This is a genomic window from Rhodococcus sp. PvR099, from assembly GCF_017833315.1.
Classification (GTDB): Bacteria; Actinomycetota; Actinomycetes; order Mycobacteriales; family Mycobacteriaceae; genus Rhodococcus_G; species Rhodococcus_G oryzae.
This window is the reverse complement of sequence record NZ_JAFIBV010000001.1, coordinates 825,328-842,966: the sequence shown is the minus strand read 5'-3', so window position 1 is coordinate 842,966 and position 17,639 is coordinate 825,328. Positions and strand designations below refer to the sequence as shown.

The 17,639-nt window shown below is 65.7% G+C and carries 11 protein-coding genes; 8 read left to right on the top strand and 3 right to left on the bottom strand.

Annotated elements, in window-relative coordinates:
* Positions 1–292: 292 nt before the first annotated feature.
* Positions 293–1,276, bottom strand: a complete 984-nt coding sequence (locus JOE46_RS03885) for a heme o synthase (RefSeq protein WP_097209858.1) — start codon at positions 1,274–1,276, stop codon at positions 293–295.
* Positions 1,277–1,541: 265 nt separating this feature from the next.
* Here JOE46_RS03885 and tkt point away from each other — a divergent pair, with 265 nt between their 5' ends.
* The 8 genes from tkt (at position 1,542) to JOE46_RS03845 (ending at position 13,149) form a co-directional block, all read left to right on the top strand.
* Positions 1,542–3,644: a transketolase gene (tkt, locus tag JOE46_RS03880; RefSeq protein ID WP_209926300.1), complete on the top strand. Its 2,103-nt coding sequence runs from the start codon at positions 1,542–1,544 to the stop codon at positions 3,642–3,644.
* A gap of 5 nt (positions 3,645–3,649) precedes the next feature.
* The gene (gene tal / locus JOE46_RS03875) at positions 3,650–4,783 is read left to right on the top strand and encodes a transaldolase (protein ID WP_209926298.1); all 1,134 of its coding nucleotides are present in this window, start codon (positions 3,650–3,652) and stop codon (positions 4,781–4,783) included.
* Positions 4,728–6,332, top strand: a complete 1,605-nt coding sequence (zwf, locus tag JOE46_RS03870) for a glucose-6-phosphate dehydrogenase (protein WP_354580528.1) — start codon at positions 4,728–4,730, stop codon at positions 6,330–6,332. The genes tal and zwf overlap by 56 nt, the downstream gene beginning before the upstream one ends.
* A 19-nt stretch (positions 6,333–6,351) precedes the next feature.
* A complete protein-coding gene (gene opcA, locus JOE46_RS03865; RefSeq protein ID WP_097209861.1) occupies positions 6,352–7,260 on the top strand; it encodes a glucose-6-phosphate dehydrogenase assembly protein OpcA in 909 nt (302 codons plus the stop codon).
* Positions 7,253–8,002: a 6-phosphogluconolactonase gene (pgl, locus tag JOE46_RS03860; protein ID WP_209926293.1), complete on the top strand. Its 750-nt coding sequence runs from the start codon at positions 7,253–7,255 to the stop codon at positions 8,000–8,002. Before opcA ends, pgl begins: the two co-directional genes overlap by 8 nt.
* 357 nt (positions 8,003–8,359) lie before the next feature.
* Positions 8,360–9,079 carry a hypothetical protein gene (locus tag JOE46_RS03855; protein ID WP_209926287.1) on the top strand — a complete coding sequence of 240 codons (720 nt, stop codon included), beginning with the start codon at positions 8,360–8,362 and terminating at the stop codon, positions 9,077–9,079.
* Positions 9,066–11,039 carry a hypothetical protein gene (locus tag JOE46_RS03850; protein ID WP_209926286.1) on the top strand — a complete coding sequence of 658 codons (1,974 nt, stop codon included), beginning with the start codon at positions 9,066–9,068 and terminating at the stop codon, positions 11,037–11,039. Before JOE46_RS03855 ends, JOE46_RS03850 begins: the two co-directional genes overlap by 14 nt.
* 34 nt (positions 11,040–11,073) lie before the next feature.
* Complete coding sequence (locus JOE46_RS03845) at positions 11,074–13,149, top strand: hypothetical protein (RefSeq protein WP_209926285.1); 2,076 nt, start codon at positions 11,074–11,076, stop codon at positions 13,147–13,149.
* A 319-nt stretch (positions 13,150–13,468) separates the two neighbouring features.
* Here the strand turns inward: JOE46_RS03845 and JOE46_RS03840 are convergent, their stop codons facing one another.
* Positions 13,469–14,419, bottom strand: a complete 951-nt coding sequence (locus JOE46_RS03840; protein ID WP_209926284.1) for a hypothetical protein — start codon at positions 14,417–14,419, stop codon at positions 13,469–13,471.
* A 345-nt stretch (positions 14,420–14,764) separates the two neighbouring features.
* Positions 14,765–17,581 carry a phosphoenolpyruvate carboxylase gene (ppc, locus tag JOE46_RS03835; protein WP_209926283.1) on the bottom strand — a complete coding sequence of 939 codons (2,817 nt, stop codon included), beginning with the start codon at positions 17,579–17,581 and terminating at the stop codon, positions 14,765–14,767.
* Between the last annotated feature and the right edge of the window lie 58 nt (positions 17,582–17,639).

Below are 17,639 nucleotides of genomic sequence, written 5' to 3'. Positions count from 1 at the left end.
GCGCTCTATCGCAATGCTGCGGCTGGCGCCCGCCGCCGGGGACCCGAGAACCGGACCTCGTCCCAAGCCAGGGCTGACCCTGGACGGACATCGTCGCGGACCCGCGATCGAGTAGCGAACGAGGCCGGGACGACAGAGGTCTGTCGACGCGATCAGTGAGTGAACGGCTCGGGCGCACGGATATGACCCTGTGCACCTACACCCCGAGCAAGAGCGAGCTGGTGGACCTGGCGCACCACCGGATGCAGGAACACTCGAGAGAGATGAGGGGACGAAGCGACTGCCCCCGCGATCAGCTGAAGAAGGAGCCGATCGTGTCCATGCCCAACACCGAGTCCACCGCGAGCCCGCAGAACACCACGGCAAGGTAGTTGTTGGACTGCAGGAACAGGCGCAGCGGCTTCACGGGCTCGCCGCGGCGCACGCCCGCGTACAGCTGGTGCGCCATCAGCAGGAACCAGGCACCGGCGACCAGGGCGATGGCGGCGTAGACGACGCCTGCCGCGGGGACCAGGGCCAGCGTGGTCAGCACGGTCAGCCAGGTGTAGACGAGGATCTGCTTGGTGACGCGCTCCTCGGTCGCGATGACCGGGAGCATCGGCACGCCTGCCGCCTTGTAGTCCTCCTTGTAGCGCATGGCGAGCGCCCAGGTGTGCGGCGGCGTCCAGAAGAAGATGACCAGGAACAGCACGATCGGCTCCCAGCTGATCGAGCCGGTGACCGCGGCCCACCCGACCATCACCGGCATGCAACCGGCTGCACCGCCCCAGATTACGTTCTGCCAGGTCCGGCGCTTGAGGATCATCGTGTACACGAGCACGTAGAACGCAATGGTGAGCACGATCAGCACGGCCGCCAGCAGGTTCGTCGCCCACCACAGCCAGGCGAAGGAGCCGGCGCCGAGGACGAGTCCGAAGACGAGCGCGTGCGAGGTCGGCACCGCCAGGCGGGCCAGTGGCCTGCGGGCGGTCCGCTTCATCACCTTGTCGATGTCCGCGTCGACCACACAGTTGAGCGTGTTGGCGCTCGCCGCGCCCATCCAGCCGCCGAACAGCGTGCTCAGGATGAGCGGGAAGTTCACGTTGCCGCGATCCGCGAGCAGCATCGCCGGGATCGTCGCGACCAGCAGCAGCTCGATCACCCGCGGCTTCGTCAGGGCGAGGTAGGCGAGAACCTTCCCGATCGCCCGGCCCCAGAGGGTGTCGGGCCTTTTCACCTGGGTGGGCTCGGAGCCACCAGCGAGACCGTGTCCGCCATGCTCCACAATCCGCACCATTTCTCCTTGCGACACGCGAGTGACCACCTGATCCTGTCGCGCACCGCTGCGCGCCTGACTTCGCACTACTACACAAGATGGTAGACGGCACGGCGAACAGATCCGAACCGCAGGTCGCACTAACGCCGGTTCCAGCACAGACCACCCGGTCTCGACACGGCCTTTCGACCGATCGACCGGGATGCGCCCGAGCACTAGTGTTGTCGCGGAACTACCCTTGGCGTTACCGCGTCGCCGTACCCCCACTGTCAGGAGACTTCTGCTCGTGTCGATCACAGACGAGATCCGCGTCCTCACCCAGCCGGTGCACCCCACCGACTGGACGGAGCTAGACACCAAGGCCGTGGACACCGCCCGTGTCCTCGCCGCCGACGCCGTGCAGAAGGTGGGGAACGGCCACCCCGGCACCGCGATGAGCCTCGCGCCGCTCGCGTACACGCTCTTCCAGCGCGTGATGCGGCATGACCCGTCGGACGCCGAATGGGTCGGCCGCGACCGGTTCGTCCTGTCCTGTGGACACAGCAGCCTCACGCTGTACCTGCAGCTCTACTTGTCGGGTTACGACCTCGAGCTCTCCGACATCGAGGCGCTGCGCACCTGGGGTTCGCTGACCCCCGGCCACCCCGAGTACGGCCACACCGTCGGCGTCGAGATGACCACCGGCCCGCTCGGCCAGGGTCTGGCCTCGGCCGTCGGCATGGCGATGGCGGCGCGCCGCGAGCGCGGGCTGTTCGACCCCGACACCGCCGAGGGCGCCAGCCCGTTCGACCACAACATCTACGTCATCGCCTCCGACGGTGACCTGCAGGAGGGCGTCACCTCCGAGGCCTCCTCGCTCGCCGGTGTCCAGCAGCTCGGCAACCTGATCGTCTTCTACGACGACAACGAGATCTCCATCGAGCACGACACCGCCATCGCGTTCGGCGAGGACGTCGCCAAGCGCTACGAGGCGTACGGCTGGCACGTGCAGCGCGTGGAGGGCGGCGAGAACGTCTCCGCGATGCTCGACGCCGTCGCCGCAGCGCAGGCCGTGACCGACAAGCCGTCGATCATCGTGCTCCGCACCATCATCGGCTACCCCGCCCCGACCAAGATGAACACCGGCGACGTGCACGGCGCGGCGCTCGGTGCGGACGAGGTCGCGGGCGTCAAGGTGGCGCTCGGCTTCGATCCCGAGAAGTCGTTCGAGGTCGACCCGGCCGCGCTGGCGCACGCTCGCGAGGTCGCGGTCCGTGGCGCCGCCGCACGTGCGGCCTGGGATTCCGAGTTCGCGGCCTGGGCGGCTCGCGAGCCCGAGCGCAAGGCGCTCTTCGACCGCCTGCAGGCAGGCGAGTTCCCCGCCGGCTGGACCGACATCCTGCCGACCTGGGAGCCCGACGCCAAGGGCGCCGCCACCCGCAAGGCCTCGGCCAAGGTGCTCAACGCGCTCGGCCCGATCCTGCCCGAGCTGTGGGGCGGTTCCGCCGACCTCGCGGGCAGCAACAACACCACCATCGACGGTTCGGATTCCTTTGGTCCGGCGTCGATCTCGACGAAGGACTGGACCGCGCAGCCCTACGGCCGCACCCTGCACTTCGGCATCCGTGAGCACGCGATGGGCTCGATCCTCAACGGCATCGCGCTGCACGGCCCGACCCGCCCGTACGGCGGCACCTTCATGGTGTTCAGCGACTACATGCGTCCGGCCGTCCGCCTGGCCGCGCTGATGAAGACGCCCGCGATCTACGTCTGGACGCACGATTCCATCGGACTCGGCGAGGACGGCCCGACCCACCAGCCGATCGAGCACCTCGCCGCGCTGCGCGCGATCCCGAACCTCGCGGTGATCCGTCCGGGTGACGCCAACGAGACGGCGCACGCGTGGAAGACCGCCCTGGAGAACAAGACCGGGCCGACCGCGCTCGCCCTGACCCGCCAGGACATCCCGGTGCTCGAGGGCACCAAGGCCGGATCCGTCGACGGCGTTGCGCGCGGCGCCTACGTCCTCACGGAGGCCTCCACCGGCACGCCGGAGGTCATCCTGCTGGCCAGCGGCTCCGAGCTGTACCTGGCCGTCGAGGCCAGGGAGGCCCTCGAGGCGGAGGGCATCGCCACCCGGGTCGTCTCGGTCCCCTGCCTGGACTGGTTCCAGGAGCAGGACCAGGAGTACCGCGATTCGGTGCTGCCGCCCGCGGTCCGCGCCCGCGTCTCCGTCGAGGCCGGCATCGCGATGCCGTGGTACCGGATCATCGGCGACTCCGGTGAGGCCGTCTCGATCGAGCACTTCGGTGCGTCCGCCGACCACAAGACGCTGTTCCGCGAGTTCGGTTTCACGGCCGAGGCCGTCACCGCCGCTGCCCGCCGCACCCTCGACCGAGTGAAGGGTTGATCTCGATGAGCGATTCAGTACAGAACGCCAATCTCGCCGCGCTGTCGCAGGCCGGCGTGTCGGTGTGGCTCGACGACCTGTCCCGTGGCCGCCTCGAGTCCGGCAACCTCGCGGCACTCGTCCGGGAGAAGAGCGTCGTCGGTGTCACCACCAACCCGACCATCTTCCAGGGCGCCATCACCAAGGGTCACGAGTACACGATCCAGCTCAAGGAGCTCGCAGGCCGGGGCGCGAACGTGGATGACACGGTCCGCGCGCTGACCACCGACGACGTCCGCGACGCCTGCGACGTGCTGGCCCCGCAGTTCGAGGCCAGCGCGGGCGTGGACGGCCGCGTCTCGATCGAGGTCGATCCCCGACTGGCCCACGAGACGGACGCGACCGTCGCGCAGGCGATCGAGCTGTGGAAGATCGTCGACCGCCCGAACCTGCTCATCAAGATCCCGGCCACCCTGGCCGGGCTGCCCGCGATCACCCGGGTGATCGCGGAGGGCATCAGCGTCAACGTCACGCTGATCTTCTCGGTGGAGCGGCACAAGGCCGTCATGGACGCGTACCTGGCCGGCCTCGAGGCCGCGAAGGCCGCGGGCCACGACCTCACCCAGATCCATTCGGTCGCCTCGTTCTTCGTCTCCCGCGTTGACTCGGAGATCGACGCCCGCCTCGAGGCCATCGGCACCGAGGAGGCGCTGGCCCTGCGCGGCAAGGCCGGGCTCGCGAACGCGCGCCTCGCCTACGCCGCATACCAGGAGGTGTTCGAGGGCGGCAGCACCTACGCGGCGCTGGCGGCCTCGGGCGCCCGCGTGCAGCGTCCGCTGTGGGCCTCGACCGGTGTGAAGAACCCCGACTACTCCGACACGCTCTACGTGACGGAGCTTGTCGCACCGAACACGGTGAACACGATGCCGGAGAAGACGATGGACGCGGTGGCCGATCACGGCGTCATCACCGGCGACACCATCACCGGTACCGCCGCCGCCTCGCAGCAGGTCTTCGACGCGATTGCCGCGGCCGGCGTCTCGCTTCCCGAGGTGTTCGAGAAGCTGGAAACCGAAGGAGTCGACAAGTTCGAGGTCTCCTGGAATGAGCTTCTCGAAGCCATTTCCGGGGAACTCGCGGCCGCGTCCGACAAGGGCTGACCCGGTGCCGGGCACGGGCTCCGCTCCGCGGTGGGACAACCCACTCCGGGACGAGAGGGACAAACGACTGCCGCGAATCGCGGGCCCGTGCGCACTGGTGATCTTCGGGGTCACCGGCGATCTCGCACGCAAGAAGCTGATGCCTGCCGTGTACGACCTGGCCAACCGGGGCCTGTTGCCGCCGGGCTTCGCCCTGGTCGGCTTCGCCCGAAGGGACTGGGCGGCCGAGGACTTCGGCAAGGTCGTCCACGACGCGGTCAAGCAGCACTCCCGCACCCCCTTCCGCGAGGAGGTGTGGGAGCGGCTCGCCGAGGGAATCCGGTTCGTGCAGGGCAGCTTCGACGACGATGCGGCGTTCGTCGAGCTGACCAAGACCCTGCGTGATCTCGACGAGGAGCGTGGCACCGGCGGCAACCACGCGTTCTACCTGGCCATTCCGCCCGCCGCGTTCCCCACCGTGTGCGAGCAGCTGTCCAAGTCCGGGCTGGCGCAGCCGGTGGAGGACCAGTGGCGACGGGTGGTCATCGAGAAGCCGTTCGGGCACGACCTGGAGAGCGCGAAGGAGCTCAACGCGGTCGTCAACACGGTCTTCCCCGAGGACTCGGTGTTCCGCATTGACCACTACCTCGGCAAGGAGACGGTGCAGAACATCCTGGCGCTGCGCTTCGCAAACCAGCTGTTCGACCCGATCTGGAACGCGCACTACGTCGACCACGTGCAGATCACCATGGCGGAGGACATCGGGCTCGGCGGCCGGGCCGGGTACTACGACGGCATCGGTGCCGCCCGCGACGTCATCCAGAACCACCTGCTGCAGCTGCTCGCGTTCACCGCGATGGAGGAGCCCGTCAGCTTCGAGCCCTCCGAGCTGCAGTCCGAGAAGATCAAGGTGCTCTCCGCCACCAGGCTCGCGGAGCCCCTCGACGAGACCACCGCGCGCGGTCAGTACGCGGGCGGGTGGCAGGGCGGCCAGCGAGTGGTCGGCCTGCTCGACGAGGAGGGCTTCTCGAAGGACTCCACCACGGAGACCTTCGCCGCGATCACCCTCGAGGTGGACACCCGCCGCTGGGCGGGCGTCCCTTTCTACCTCCGCACCGGAAAACGTCTGGGCCGCAGGGTCACCGAGATCGCGGTGGTGTTCAAACGGGCTCCGCACCTGCCGTTCGACAAGACCATGACCGAGGAACTCGGCCAGAACGCGCTGGTGATCCGGGTGCAGCCGGACGAGGGCGTGACGATGAGGTTCGGCTCCAAGGTGCCCGGGTCCTCCATGGAGGTCCGCGACGTCAACATGGACTTCAGCTACGGCCAGGCGTTCACCGAGTCCTCCCCCGAGGCCTACGAGCGCCTGATCCTCGACGTGTTGCTCGGCGAGCCGTCGCTGTTCCCCGTCAACGCCGAGGTCGAGCTGTCCTGGAAGATCCTCGACCCGGTGCTCGAGCACTGGGCCGAGTCCGGCAAGCCCGAACCGTACGAGGCCGGCACCTGGGGTCCGGAGTCGGCGCAGGAGATGCTCCGTCGCACCGGACGTGAATGGAGAAGGCCGTGACAATCGTGGAGGCGCTCCAGTGATCATCGACATCCCCTCGACGACCACCGAGAAGATCAACAAGAAGCTCGTCGAGGTCCGCGAGACCGGCGGTGCGGTGACCCTCGGTCGGGTGCTGACGCTCGTCGTCTGCACCCTGGACAGCGAGAACGCCGAGGACGTCATCGACGCGGCCAACGAGGCGAGTCGCGAGCATCCCTGTCGGGTGATCGTGGTCGCGCGCGGCGACCGGTCGGCCGAGACGCGGCTCGACGCGCAGATCCGGGTCGGCGGCGACGCGGGCGCGTCGGAGGTCGTGGTGCTGCGGCTCCACGGTGAGCTCGCCGACCACGAGAGCAGCGTGGTCGTGCCCTTCCTTCTCCCCGACACCCCGGTGGTGGCGTGGTGGCCCGACAAGAGCCCGCCGTTCCCCGCGCTGGATCCGGTGGGGCGGTTGGCGATCCGCCGCATCACGGATGCGACCGGGGCGCGGGACCCGCTGGCCACCATCAAGTCGCGGCTGCAGTCGTACACCGCCGGCGACACCGACCTCGCGTGGAGTCGCATCACCTACTGGCGGGCGCTGCTCACCTCCGCGCTCGACCAACCGCCGTACGAGCGGATCGTCTCCGCGACGGTGTCCGGCCTCGCCGAGGAACCCGCCGTCGACATGATCGCCGGGTGGCTGGCCAGCCGCATCGACGGGCCGGTCCGACGGGTGGCAGGCGAGCTGAGGGTCGTGCTGGAGCGCGAGACCGGGTCGGTGACGCTCAGCAGGCCGCAGACCGGCAAGACCGCGACCCTGAGCCGACTCGGAGCACCGGACTCACTTGTCTCGCTTGCTCGTCGAGAGACCCGCGACTGCCTGGCCGAGGAGCTGCGCCGCCTCGACCCGGACGAGATCTACCACGCGGCGCTCTCCGGGCTGACGAAGGTGAACTATGAGTGACAACGTGAGCGTGCAGACCTACGCCGACTCCGATGAGCTGGTGACGGCCGCGGCCGCCCAGTTCGTCGACGTGATCGTCGCCGCGCAGGCCGAGCGCGGCGAGGCCGCGGTGGTGCTCACCGGCGGCGGGAACGGGATCGGGCTGCTGCGCAAGGTCCGGGAGAATCCGGGCGCCGTCGACTGGTCCAAGGTCGACTTCTACTGGGGCGATGAACGATTCCTGCCCCGGGGAGATCCGGACCGCAACGAGGTCCAGGCGCACGAGGCGCTGCTCGACCACGTGCCGGTGACGCCTGCCCGCCTGCATCCGATGCCCTACGGCGACGGGCTGTACGCGGGCGACCCCGATGCCGCGGCCGTCGCCTACAGCCATCTGCTCAGCGCGCACGCCGGGTCGAACTCGATCCCCGAGTTCGACGTCCACCTGCTCGGCATGGGCGGCGAGGGCCACATCAACTCGCTGTTCCCGGACACCGATGCCGTCCGCGAGGACAAGCGGTTCGTCGTGGGGGTCACCGACTCCCCCAAGCCGCCGGCGCAGCGGGTCACCCTGACGCTTCCGGCCGTGCGGCGGGCCAAGCGCGTGTGGCTGCTGGTCGCGGGCGCGGACAAGGCCGAGGCCGTGAGCGCGGCGCTGACCGGCGCCCGCCCCGTGGACATCCCGTCGGCCGGTGCCATCGGCTCCGAGTCGACCATCTGGATGCTCGACAAGGCCGCAGCGGCAAACCTGCCCGCGAGCTGACGCTCAGCTCTCATCCGGTTCGTCCTCCACGACGGGAGGACGGACCGGATGCACTTCGGGGGCACCCCATACCTCGCGCGGCACGGCCGCCGATCGGCAGCCGCTGCGGATCGCGGGGCGGTTACGTGACCGCTTGTCGATTCCCCCACGCCATGCTGCCTGCGCTCCTGAGCAGTCGGTCATCGCGGGACTCCCTCCTCGGCCTGTTGCGGCCGTTGGGGAGTTTGACGCGGCGTCGGCGCGATCGGTTCCACTGCTGGGTCAGCTACGGAGTTACACCATGACAGCCCTCAACACTGAGCCAACTTGAACTCCCCACTCCCCCCGCTTGATCTCGCGCACGGTTAGGCTGCCGCGGTGGATCATAAGTCTGGCGTGGACTCACACGACGCTCCCGTCACAAGCCGGGAGCAAGACGCCGTGCGGATCTTGCTCCTCATTGACGGAGCTTGTGAACCGCTTAACACCGCGGAAGCCACCGATCCCCAGTTCGTCGACGCGGTCGGTGTAGTCCGAGCGGAACTTCGGTTGCAGAAGCTTGACTTCTGGCTGCGGAACCCTGATTACCTCGCGAACGAACTGCTGACCGAATTCGAATCGAGCGGCGAGACGCCGTTGCTTGAGCTGGCCGGTTCTATTCTTGACTCCGAAGAACCTGAGGTTCGCCGCTATCCGATGCTTCGTCACCATTTTGGCGCCTACGAGCCACTCGACAACGCGCTGGCTGTCCTGCGCAGCGCCGGTCTCGTGATCCGCCGTCGGCGCGGGACTGTCGACCAAGTACGCCAGCATGACTACTACCTTTTGCGAGAAGGTCGCCGTGTCACGAGAGAAGTGCTTGAACAGGCGCCGCCCTTTGCCTACTACGTCGACCGTGTGGCGCTCGTGTTAGCTCTCGCTGATGGAAAGGGTGGAAACCAGCTGAAGAAGCGCCAGTACCTTCAACGGGAGTACGCGGAGGCTGCCCGCGGCGAACGAATCGGGTCCGTCGCCGTTCGTGCACGGGCTCGGCTCAAGGAACTTCAACTGGCCGCGGGCCGCAGCGATGACAAGAATCAAGACTATGTCCAATCGTGAATCCGAGTTGGCGGAGCGCATCGCCGCCAAGGCCAAAGTCGAGCCTTCTGACGTACGTGAAGTTTTCAACGCTCATGGCGTTCCCCTGGCGACTCCGCCAGCCCGCCCGCGGCCGCTGCGTGTCCACAAGCTGCGGGTCGCGGGTGTGCGGACGGGCACCGTTGCTCCTGGCCCCTTCAATTCGACCATGGACTTCGCTGCCGGACTTACCGCACTGGTTGCGGCGAACTTCAAGGGAAAGACAAGCGTCCTCGGTTTGATCACCTTTTGCCTGAGGGGCACGCCGGACGACCTCGATGGTGTACAGCACTGGCTTCACGAAATCGATGTGGATGCCACGGTGGCTGGACAAGCCATGGGGTTCCGCCTCACCCTTCGGGAAAGCAAGATCGTCGAAGCCGTCGTTCTAGCCGCTCCCAACATTGACGCCCTGCGTTCGACCCGGGAACCGGATCCGACACATGGCATTACCGCGTTGCTTCAAGCGGCAGACTCGGAAAGCTACGCCGACCAGGTCACCTCTCTGATGATGGATTGGATGGACCTGCAACCCCTAGTAAGTGCTCACAAGGAAGTCAGTACACAGACACATGGATGGAATGCATACTTTCGCGCACTCTATCTGCCAACTGGGCGATCTAAGGCATTGATTGGTGACGTACTAATGGCCGGGCTCCCTGGTCGACTCCTTCAAGTCTTTCTTGATCTGCCAGCAGTAGCCGTCCTGGCAAAGCTGAAGACGAGCGAGCAGCTTCTCACCAAAGGTAAAAACAGGCAACGCGAGGCAAATACAGCTGCCCAGCAGACGCGCATCGAGGAACGTTCCGAACTCCTCAAGCAGCTGGAACAGGCGCAGGCAACCCTCGCCGATCTCACAGCGAAATCAACTGAAGGGGAACACAGCCTCACAGACTCTGCTGCGGAGGCGGTCCGATTGGCCGAGACTGTGGCCGGGAGTCAAACTGCCTGGAATGACAGCATGCAGATATATCAACGTGCCCGCGCGCAACGACAACGCGACGCAAAACTCCTCAATGATGTCAACGAGAGTGCAACTGCTCGCCTGCTGTTCCACGGTCTCGACCCAAAAGCCTGTCCAAGGTGCGACCAGGACATCGCCGACGAGCGTCGACGAAATGAATCTGCTTCCCACACATGCGCTGTGTGCGCGCGCCCCGTTGAGGGAGACGACGATACTCCGCAGGCGATAAGCGAGGAGGCGGAGAGCCGCCTTTCTGCCAGCAAAGCGGCGGAGGAAGCCGCGAAGGCGGCGTTTGACGAGGCCACAGCACTACTCGCCCAGCGGACGCACGAGCTCGAACAGGCAGAAGCGACACTCCGCAAAGCGGATTGGGCACACCACCTTCCGGCCAGGACTCAAGCTCGTGACGGCGTGATGCGGCTCGAGGGCGCACTGAGCGTTCTACCCGAACTGGTGTCACCACCCGAAGATCAGGCTGAACAGCAGACACTGAAGATCCTGCGTGCCGCAATCAAGGTCCTCGAGGAGGATCACACGACATCCTTCGCCAAGGTATCTGCAGACATTAACGAGAACATCACTATGCTGGGACGCCAGTTCGGCGTCGAGTCACTCGAGTCCGTCGCGATTAATCGCGCTGCACAACTTGAGATCACGCGCAACGGTGGCGCCAAGACGAGTTTCAGCGGCCTGGACGCGGGTGCCCGCGTACGAATGCGAGTCGCTGTCGTTGTCGCATTGATGCGGATCGGGTTCACTCATCAGATTTCAACTCACCCTGGACTCCTTCTCATCGACAGCCCCAAGTCCGAGGAGGTGCAAGATATCGACATCCGCAGCCTGCTCAATGCCCTAAAGACACATGCCCACGAGCACAAATTGCAGGTGTTGATAACCACGGCAGACTCCGAGCTCGCTCACGACGTACTACCAAACGAAAACATTATCGAAGCAACTAACGGTAAACCACTATGGTAGGCAGACCTGCCCGATGCCGAAGGAGGCCTGCGTCGTGACCTTGTTGGCCGAGCGACTGACGCAGCTTTCTGAGACTCGAATCGACGTGGTGACTTTCGATGCCCTCGGGCTCGATCCTGAGCAAGTGCAGGATGAGATCGTTGACGTCGCCGCTGGCCCGTTGGCGCCACTGATCGCCGAAGCGGTGGTGCACGCCGTCAATACCGGCGATTCGACCTGGCGGCGGGTTGTGGAGCTCTTCCCGCGAAGCTTCACACAGCAGAGGAGCCTCCTAGCGCTTTCATCGTCCATCGAGACAATTCTCGGCAGCTCCGCTGCCACGGAATCTCTCGGGAAAATGCTCAACGCGGCGCTACTAGACGGACTCCAGGAGACGATCTCGAGCGGTCCACTATTGGCCGCCGCCAGGCTAGAAGGTGCCGTACGGCTCGCCGTATCCAAAGCAGTTCACCCATACCACGTATGGGGCGTTCTCCAGGAACTCAAGGTCGATGGTCCCGATGATTTCCTCGAACGATTACCCCGCATCCTCGGCTTGGCCTTGGACTGCTGGGCTCAGACCGACACCACGGTCGCCACCGCGGTGCGCAATCTACTGAAGCAACTAGCCACCGATGAGGCCGCGGACGTCGACGCAATGTTTGAGCTGGGGTGCGATCGGCTCCGAGCTAGCTTCGCAGCAGCGACCCTTGCCGAGTCAAGTACGCACTTGAACGAAGCACGGCAGTTGTTCGCCGCTGCCGAAGCCGCGGAAGAGTGTCGTGACGACGCCGCGGCGTATCACGCTGCCTGTGATGCAATCCTCGCGTTCGCGGCCGGCAACTACGCCCAGGTTTCTGAAGCCGCCGAGAAGTTGGAGACGGTGTTAGAGCGCAGGGCCGCGTGGCTCTGGGGTACTCATCAACAGGCCTGGCTCTTACCTCGCCGATCCGTGGAGCTAGCGTGGAACGGGCTTCTCTTGCAGCTCCAAGCCGCATCATCGATACTCACCGCCGACGTATGGATGACACCATGGTCAGCACTAGACGCGGTACTCGCCGCATACCGCTCCAGTCGTACGGTGCAGCCCCTTGGAGCCGACATTGCGACTCCAGGGTTAGCCGCGCTCATTGAACCCGCGGTGGAAGACACGCTGATCCGCAGGGAGTCGTTTCTCAACATTCTGCGGCACGCAGCCGGGAACCCGGAGACACATCCACAACGCTTGTTCGACGCGGACACTGCGGCCACCATCCTGTCGCGAATCGAGTCACGGCAGACGAACTCGCAGCGGAATGAATCAACCGTGATCAGCGACGAAGGTGATCCCGGAGGGGCCAGCGTAGACGACCGGTTGTACCGATTGGCGCCGAACCTCATCCGGCAGGCTGGTCTGGACTTTGCTCGACGACTTGCGGCCGATATCGACGACACCCGCCTTGCGACCATCGAAGGACTCGCACACGACAGTGATATCGCGCGCCTGCGAGCGACGGATCCGATAATCGTTCCACTATTGGACTCGTTAGTGACCAGCTTGTGCGGTCATCCCGACTTTATCGGTGAGGTTCGGCACACCTTCAGCGCACTGGTCGTGCAGACTCTTCTCTTCCTAAAGAGCCGTGGCGACCTAACGCGCACTACCCTCTTTGGCAAGGGAAAGAAGGGCGACCCACCGTACGACTACCGACGGAAGCCCGAGAATGGCCAACGTCAGGCTTTAGAAGACGACCTTCAACGAGACTTTCACGGATGGCTTCAAGCGGGCCCATTACACAACGTGGTCCGTGTCGAGCCCGTCGACCTCGCGATGGGACGCGCCGACGTGATGATCCATTTCGGGTCACTGAGGTACCTTATCGAGATCAAGAAGGACAGTACTGACAATAGCCGCGAACACATCGAAGGCACCTATCTCGCGCAAGCGGCCGAATACAGCAACACCAATGCACCCTTCGGGCAACTTCTCGTACTCGATCTCACCGACAAGAAGGCATCCACAGGCACCCTCCGACTCAACGAAGCGACCTGGATCGCCAAGCACCGCCCAACCGGAGCGCGAGAAGACCGCTATGTTCTCACCGGAATCCTTGCCGGAAACCGCATCACTCCATCGACCTACTCCAAATAGTTGACGCAGTACGTCGTCGATCACACCGGCCAAATCGAAACTACAGCTCGCTGGACGAATCCGAAACTGGATACAGTCAACCGAAAGTTGAACCCTTCTTGTCCATTTCGCTGCCTCGATCCGGGCCCCTTAGGCCCCAGGTCCCACCCTGGAGTTTCGTTTCAAACCGCCTCAGTAGGCCAGGTAACAAACAGTGCATCCAGAAACGATTGATCGAAGGCGCCGTCGAGAACAGCACCGAGGACTTCCTCGACATCTCCATCCACCATCGCCGCCGCTACCCCTGACGAAACAGCGGACTGTCGGTGCGGCTCTCGCGCTAGAAAGGGGCGCGAGGAGCTGCAAGATCGACTGGTTGGGCCCACATCCGCTCATAGTGGCCCAACATCTCATCGATTACGCTGTCAATTGTTGGTGATCGGTAGACCGCATGCCCGGGTTCCCACATCCACGACTTTCCAGCGGGGCCACTAAAAGTAAAGTCGTCCCAGACCATCACAACTGCGTGCACTCGAGTCGTGTTCCTGAAGAATCCGGCCAGGACCCCGTCGACCTCACCGAGATATGAAGGGTCACTGGACCAGGAAGTCGGCAGCTTCATGAAGATCGCACCCATCCCACCTTTGGGGAGTTGTTTGCGCGCCTGCCGCAACGTATTCAACAGCCGATTCTTGGCGTAGGGGCAATCCTCGGCTCGTGTCTTGACCTCGATTGACAACTTCAGATCCGGAATACGCAACCACAGATCGATGTCGTAGTCGTCACCCTTAGTACCGCGTTCGCGACGCAAGTCGATCAGCACGGGCAAGCGTACGAGCCAACGAACGACATCGGCCTCAAACGCCGCACCTTCGAGATCTCGATGCATAAGATTGTCACGCAATGTCTCGTAGAAGTCCTCGTTCCGAAACTCAAATAGCCGCCGTGCTAACTCCCCCAATCGCTGGTAATGCTCAGCCAATGTGGGCACATCGAGATCTCCACTCCGCCGCAAGTACTTCCCTCCGGGACCTGGCCTCACGTCCCGAGAGCTCGTCGCAATGTCAGCGTTTGCGCCTACCCACTCGTCCCCGAGGTGAAGCTCGAGCACCAGCATGAACAGGTGTAAATCACGTGTGAACTGCGACAATTTTGGAAACCCTTCGCTGATATCACCACGAAGTCGATCCACCAGTGCGCAGCTCTCCTCCCACCGAATTACGTCCACAGCCTGCTCGTCGGGAGTCTTCCGACGGGGAGACGGACAACTGAGGGGATCGTTGGCGGCCATAGGTGCATCATGCACTGTGCACAACTCGAACGTGGCCTCATCATAGAAGCGCCACTGTCAATGTAGACGCGACAGCAAATCGGGACGGACGGCCCGACCGCCGATAGCAACTCGAAACCCTTACCGCACTGCGTAATCGGTGGCCATCGATGATTGAGATTGTCGACCGGTTCACCCTGACCGATCTACCTACCGCCCAAACCGAACCGGTATGGGCGGAACATCACACTCCAACGACGACCTCCTAGTCACGCATCGCAGCAGATCGAGCGCGTCGTTTTCCTCGACCGTCATGTCAATGGTAACCATCGGCGGTCGTCCCTCCCTCACCCGAAGGTCGATCCGCTACCCGCTGTTGCGCAGCGCCGTGGCCAGTCCGTTCATCGTCAGCTGGATGCCACGCCGCACCAGGTCGCTGTCGTCGCCGGAACGATACCGGCGCAGCAACTCCACCTGCAGGTGATTCAAGGGCTCCAGATACGGGAACCGGTTGTGCACCGACCTCCGCAGTCCCGGGTTGTCGGCGAGCAGGTCGTCGTTGCCGGTGATCGCCTTGTACATCGCGATCGTCCGCGCGTGCTCGGCGGTGATCTTGCCGAACACCCTCTCCCGCAACGCCACATCCGGCACCAGCTCCGCGTACCGCGCCGCCAGGCCCATGTCCGACTTCGACATCACCATCGCCATGTTCGACAGGACGGTGCGGAAGAACGGCCACCGCTCATACAGCTCCGTGAGCCTCGCCAGGCGCGCCGGATCGCCGCCGACCCAGTCCTCGAACGCCGTCCCCGTGCCGTACCACCCCGGCAGCATCACGCGGGACTGGCTCCAGGACAACACCCACGGGATCGCCCGCAGGTCCGCGATCGACTTGGTGGCCTTCCGCGAGGCCGGCCGACTGCCGATGTTCAGCGCGCCGATCTCGGCGACCGGCGTCGAGGTGGTGAAGTACTCCACGAACCCGGGCGTGTCGTGCACCAGGTCGCTGTACGCGACCCGGGCCGCCGCCGCCAGCTCGTCCAGCACCGAGTACGCCGGTTCCGCGTCCGTGCCGAGCCCCTCCACATCCAGCAGCGTCGACTCGAGCGTCGCCGCGAGCAGGGTCTCCAGATTGCGGTGCGCCAGTCGGGGTTCGGCATACTTCGCGGCGATCACCTCGCCCTGCTCGGTGATGCGCAGCGACCCCGCCACCGCGCCCGGGGGCTGCGCGAGGATCGCCTCGTAGCTCGGTCCCCCACCACGCCCGACGGTGCCGCCACGACCGTGGAAGAGCCGCAGCCGAATTCCCGCCGACCGCGCCGCGTCCACCAGGTCGAGCTCGGCCCGGTACAGCGCCCAGTTCGCCGCGAGGTATCCGCCGTCCTTGTTCGAGTCCGAGTACCCCAGCATCACCTCCTGCCGGCCGCCGCGGGCGGTCAGCAACGCGCGGTACACCGGCACGTCCAGCACCGCGGTCAGCGTCGCCGCCCCGCCCTGCAGGTCCTCGATGGTCTCGAACAGCGGGACGATCCCGACCGGGCACGACGGCGCGGACCCGTTCGCCCCCGGATCGAGCAGGCCTACCTCCTTGAGCAGCACTGCCGCCTCCAGCATGTCGCTGACGGAGGTGCACATGCTGATGATGTAGTTCGGGATCGCCCCCGTCCCGATGCTCTTGACGGCCTCCGCCCCCGCGGCCAGGATCGCCAGCTCGGAGGTGGTCAACTCGCCGAACTTGGCCCCGGGACCCACCAGCGGCCGCCGCATCCCGAGCTCGGCCGTCAACAACGCGACCCGCTCCTGCTCGGACAGCGACCGATAGTCCGGATGCACACCCGCCCATGCGAACAGCTCCGCGACCACCTGCTCGTGCACCTCCGAGTTCTGCCGCATGTCCAGCCCGGACAGGTGGAACCCGAACGCCTGCACCGACTCACGCATCGTCGCGAGCCGATCCTCGGCCACCAGCTCGTCGCCGTGCCCGCGCAGCGAGGCGTCGATCACGTCGAGCTCGGCGAGCAGCTCCGCCGCCGTGCCGAACGGCTCCAGGCCCGCCTGGTGAAGCGCGGACCTCGACAGCGCGACCTCGGCCCCGCCGAGGATGCGGACCGCGGTCGCCGTGAGCCGCCCCCGGATCCCGCGCAGCGCACGCCGATACGACTCGTCCGACCGGAACGGCGAGTCGTCGCCCGATGCGTCAGCGAGGGCCCGCAACGCCGCCGAGGAGTCGACGAGCCGATCCGACATGGACAGTTCCCGCTCGAGCAGCTCGAGCTCACCGAGATGGTGTTCGAGCGCGGTGGCCGCGGCCCGCCGGGTCGCCCGGCGCACCACGTCCGCCGTCACGAAGGGATTCCCGTCGCGGTCGCCGCCGATCCAGGATCCGAGGGTGAGCATCGGCTCGGCCAGCAGGTTCGCCTCCGGCCACCGTCGCCGGAGTTCCGCGCGCAGCTGGGCATTGATTTTCGGAACCACCTCGAACAGGGCCGCGTCGTAGTACCGCAGACCCACCTCGATCTCGTCCTGGATCCGCAACCGCGAGAGCCGGATCAGGGCCGTCTGCCACAGGGTGAGGATCTGCCGGTGCAGGTCGCGGTCGACTCCCGCCAGTTCGCCCGGGTCCAGCTCCGTGCGCTCGCGGAATCGCATCAGCTCGGTGATCCGGTGCTGGGTTTCGAAGACCGTCCGGCGGCGGGTCTCGGTCGGGTGCGCGGTGATCACCGGCACCACCGACGCGCCCTCGAGCTCATGGGACACGGTCGCCGGATCGAGTTGCGCCGCATCGAGTTTCCGGTATGTCGCGGCGAGGCTGCTGTCCTGTGGCGGCTCGCCCGCCCGGACGTGGACCGCCCGGCGCCGCTCGCGATGCAGGTCTTCCGCGAGGTTCGCCAGGAGGGCGAAGTGGCTGAAGGCGCGGATGACCGGGATCGCGACGCCGACATCGACGCTCGAGAACAGGGCGGCCAGTTCGGCGCGATCGATCTCCGATCGGCGCACCCGGAACGACTCGACCCGGGCGCGCTCGACCAGCTCGAAGACCTCGTCGCCCGCCTGCTCGCGGATGATCTCGCCGAGAATCCCGCCGAGCAGCCGGATGTCCTCGCGCAGCGGTTCGGTGGCCTCCCGCGGAGGCTCGGCCGGGTGGTGGGGACGCGGACCCTCGTGCACGGGCAACGGGTTCATGGAACCAGTATCGGTGCTCAGCCCCGTCCCGGCAGGATCAGGACGCCCAGATACGGTG

Excerpts from the sequence above, each read along its gene's own strand:
- JOE46_RS03885 (WP_097209858.1), bottom strand. The coding sequence starts at position 1,276 with ATGGTGCGGATTGTGGAGCATGGCGGACACGGTCTCGCTGGTGGCTCC.
- tal (WP_209926298.1), top strand. The coding sequence starts at position 3,650 with ATGAGCGATTCAGTACAGAACGCCAATCTCGCCGCGCTGTCGCAGGCC.
- zwf (WP_354580528.1), top strand. The coding sequence starts at position 4,728 with ATGAGCTTCTCGAAGCCATTTCCGGGGAACTCGCGGCCGCGTCCGACA.
- pgl (WP_209926293.1), top strand. The coding sequence starts at position 7,253 with ATGAGTGACAACGTGAGCGTGCAGACCTACGCCGACTCCGATGAGCTG.
- JOE46_RS03850 (WP_209926286.1), top strand. The coding sequence starts at position 9,066 with ATGTCCAATCGTGAATCCGAGTTGGCGGAGCGCATCGCCGCCAAGGCC.
- JOE46_RS03840 (WP_209926284.1), bottom strand. The coding sequence starts at position 14,419 with ATGGCCGCCAACGATCCCCTCAGTTGTCCGTCTCCCCGTCGGAAGACT.
- ppc (WP_209926283.1), bottom strand. The coding sequence starts at position 17,581 with ATGAACCCGTTGCCCGTGCACGAGGGTCCGCGTCCCCACCACCCGGCC.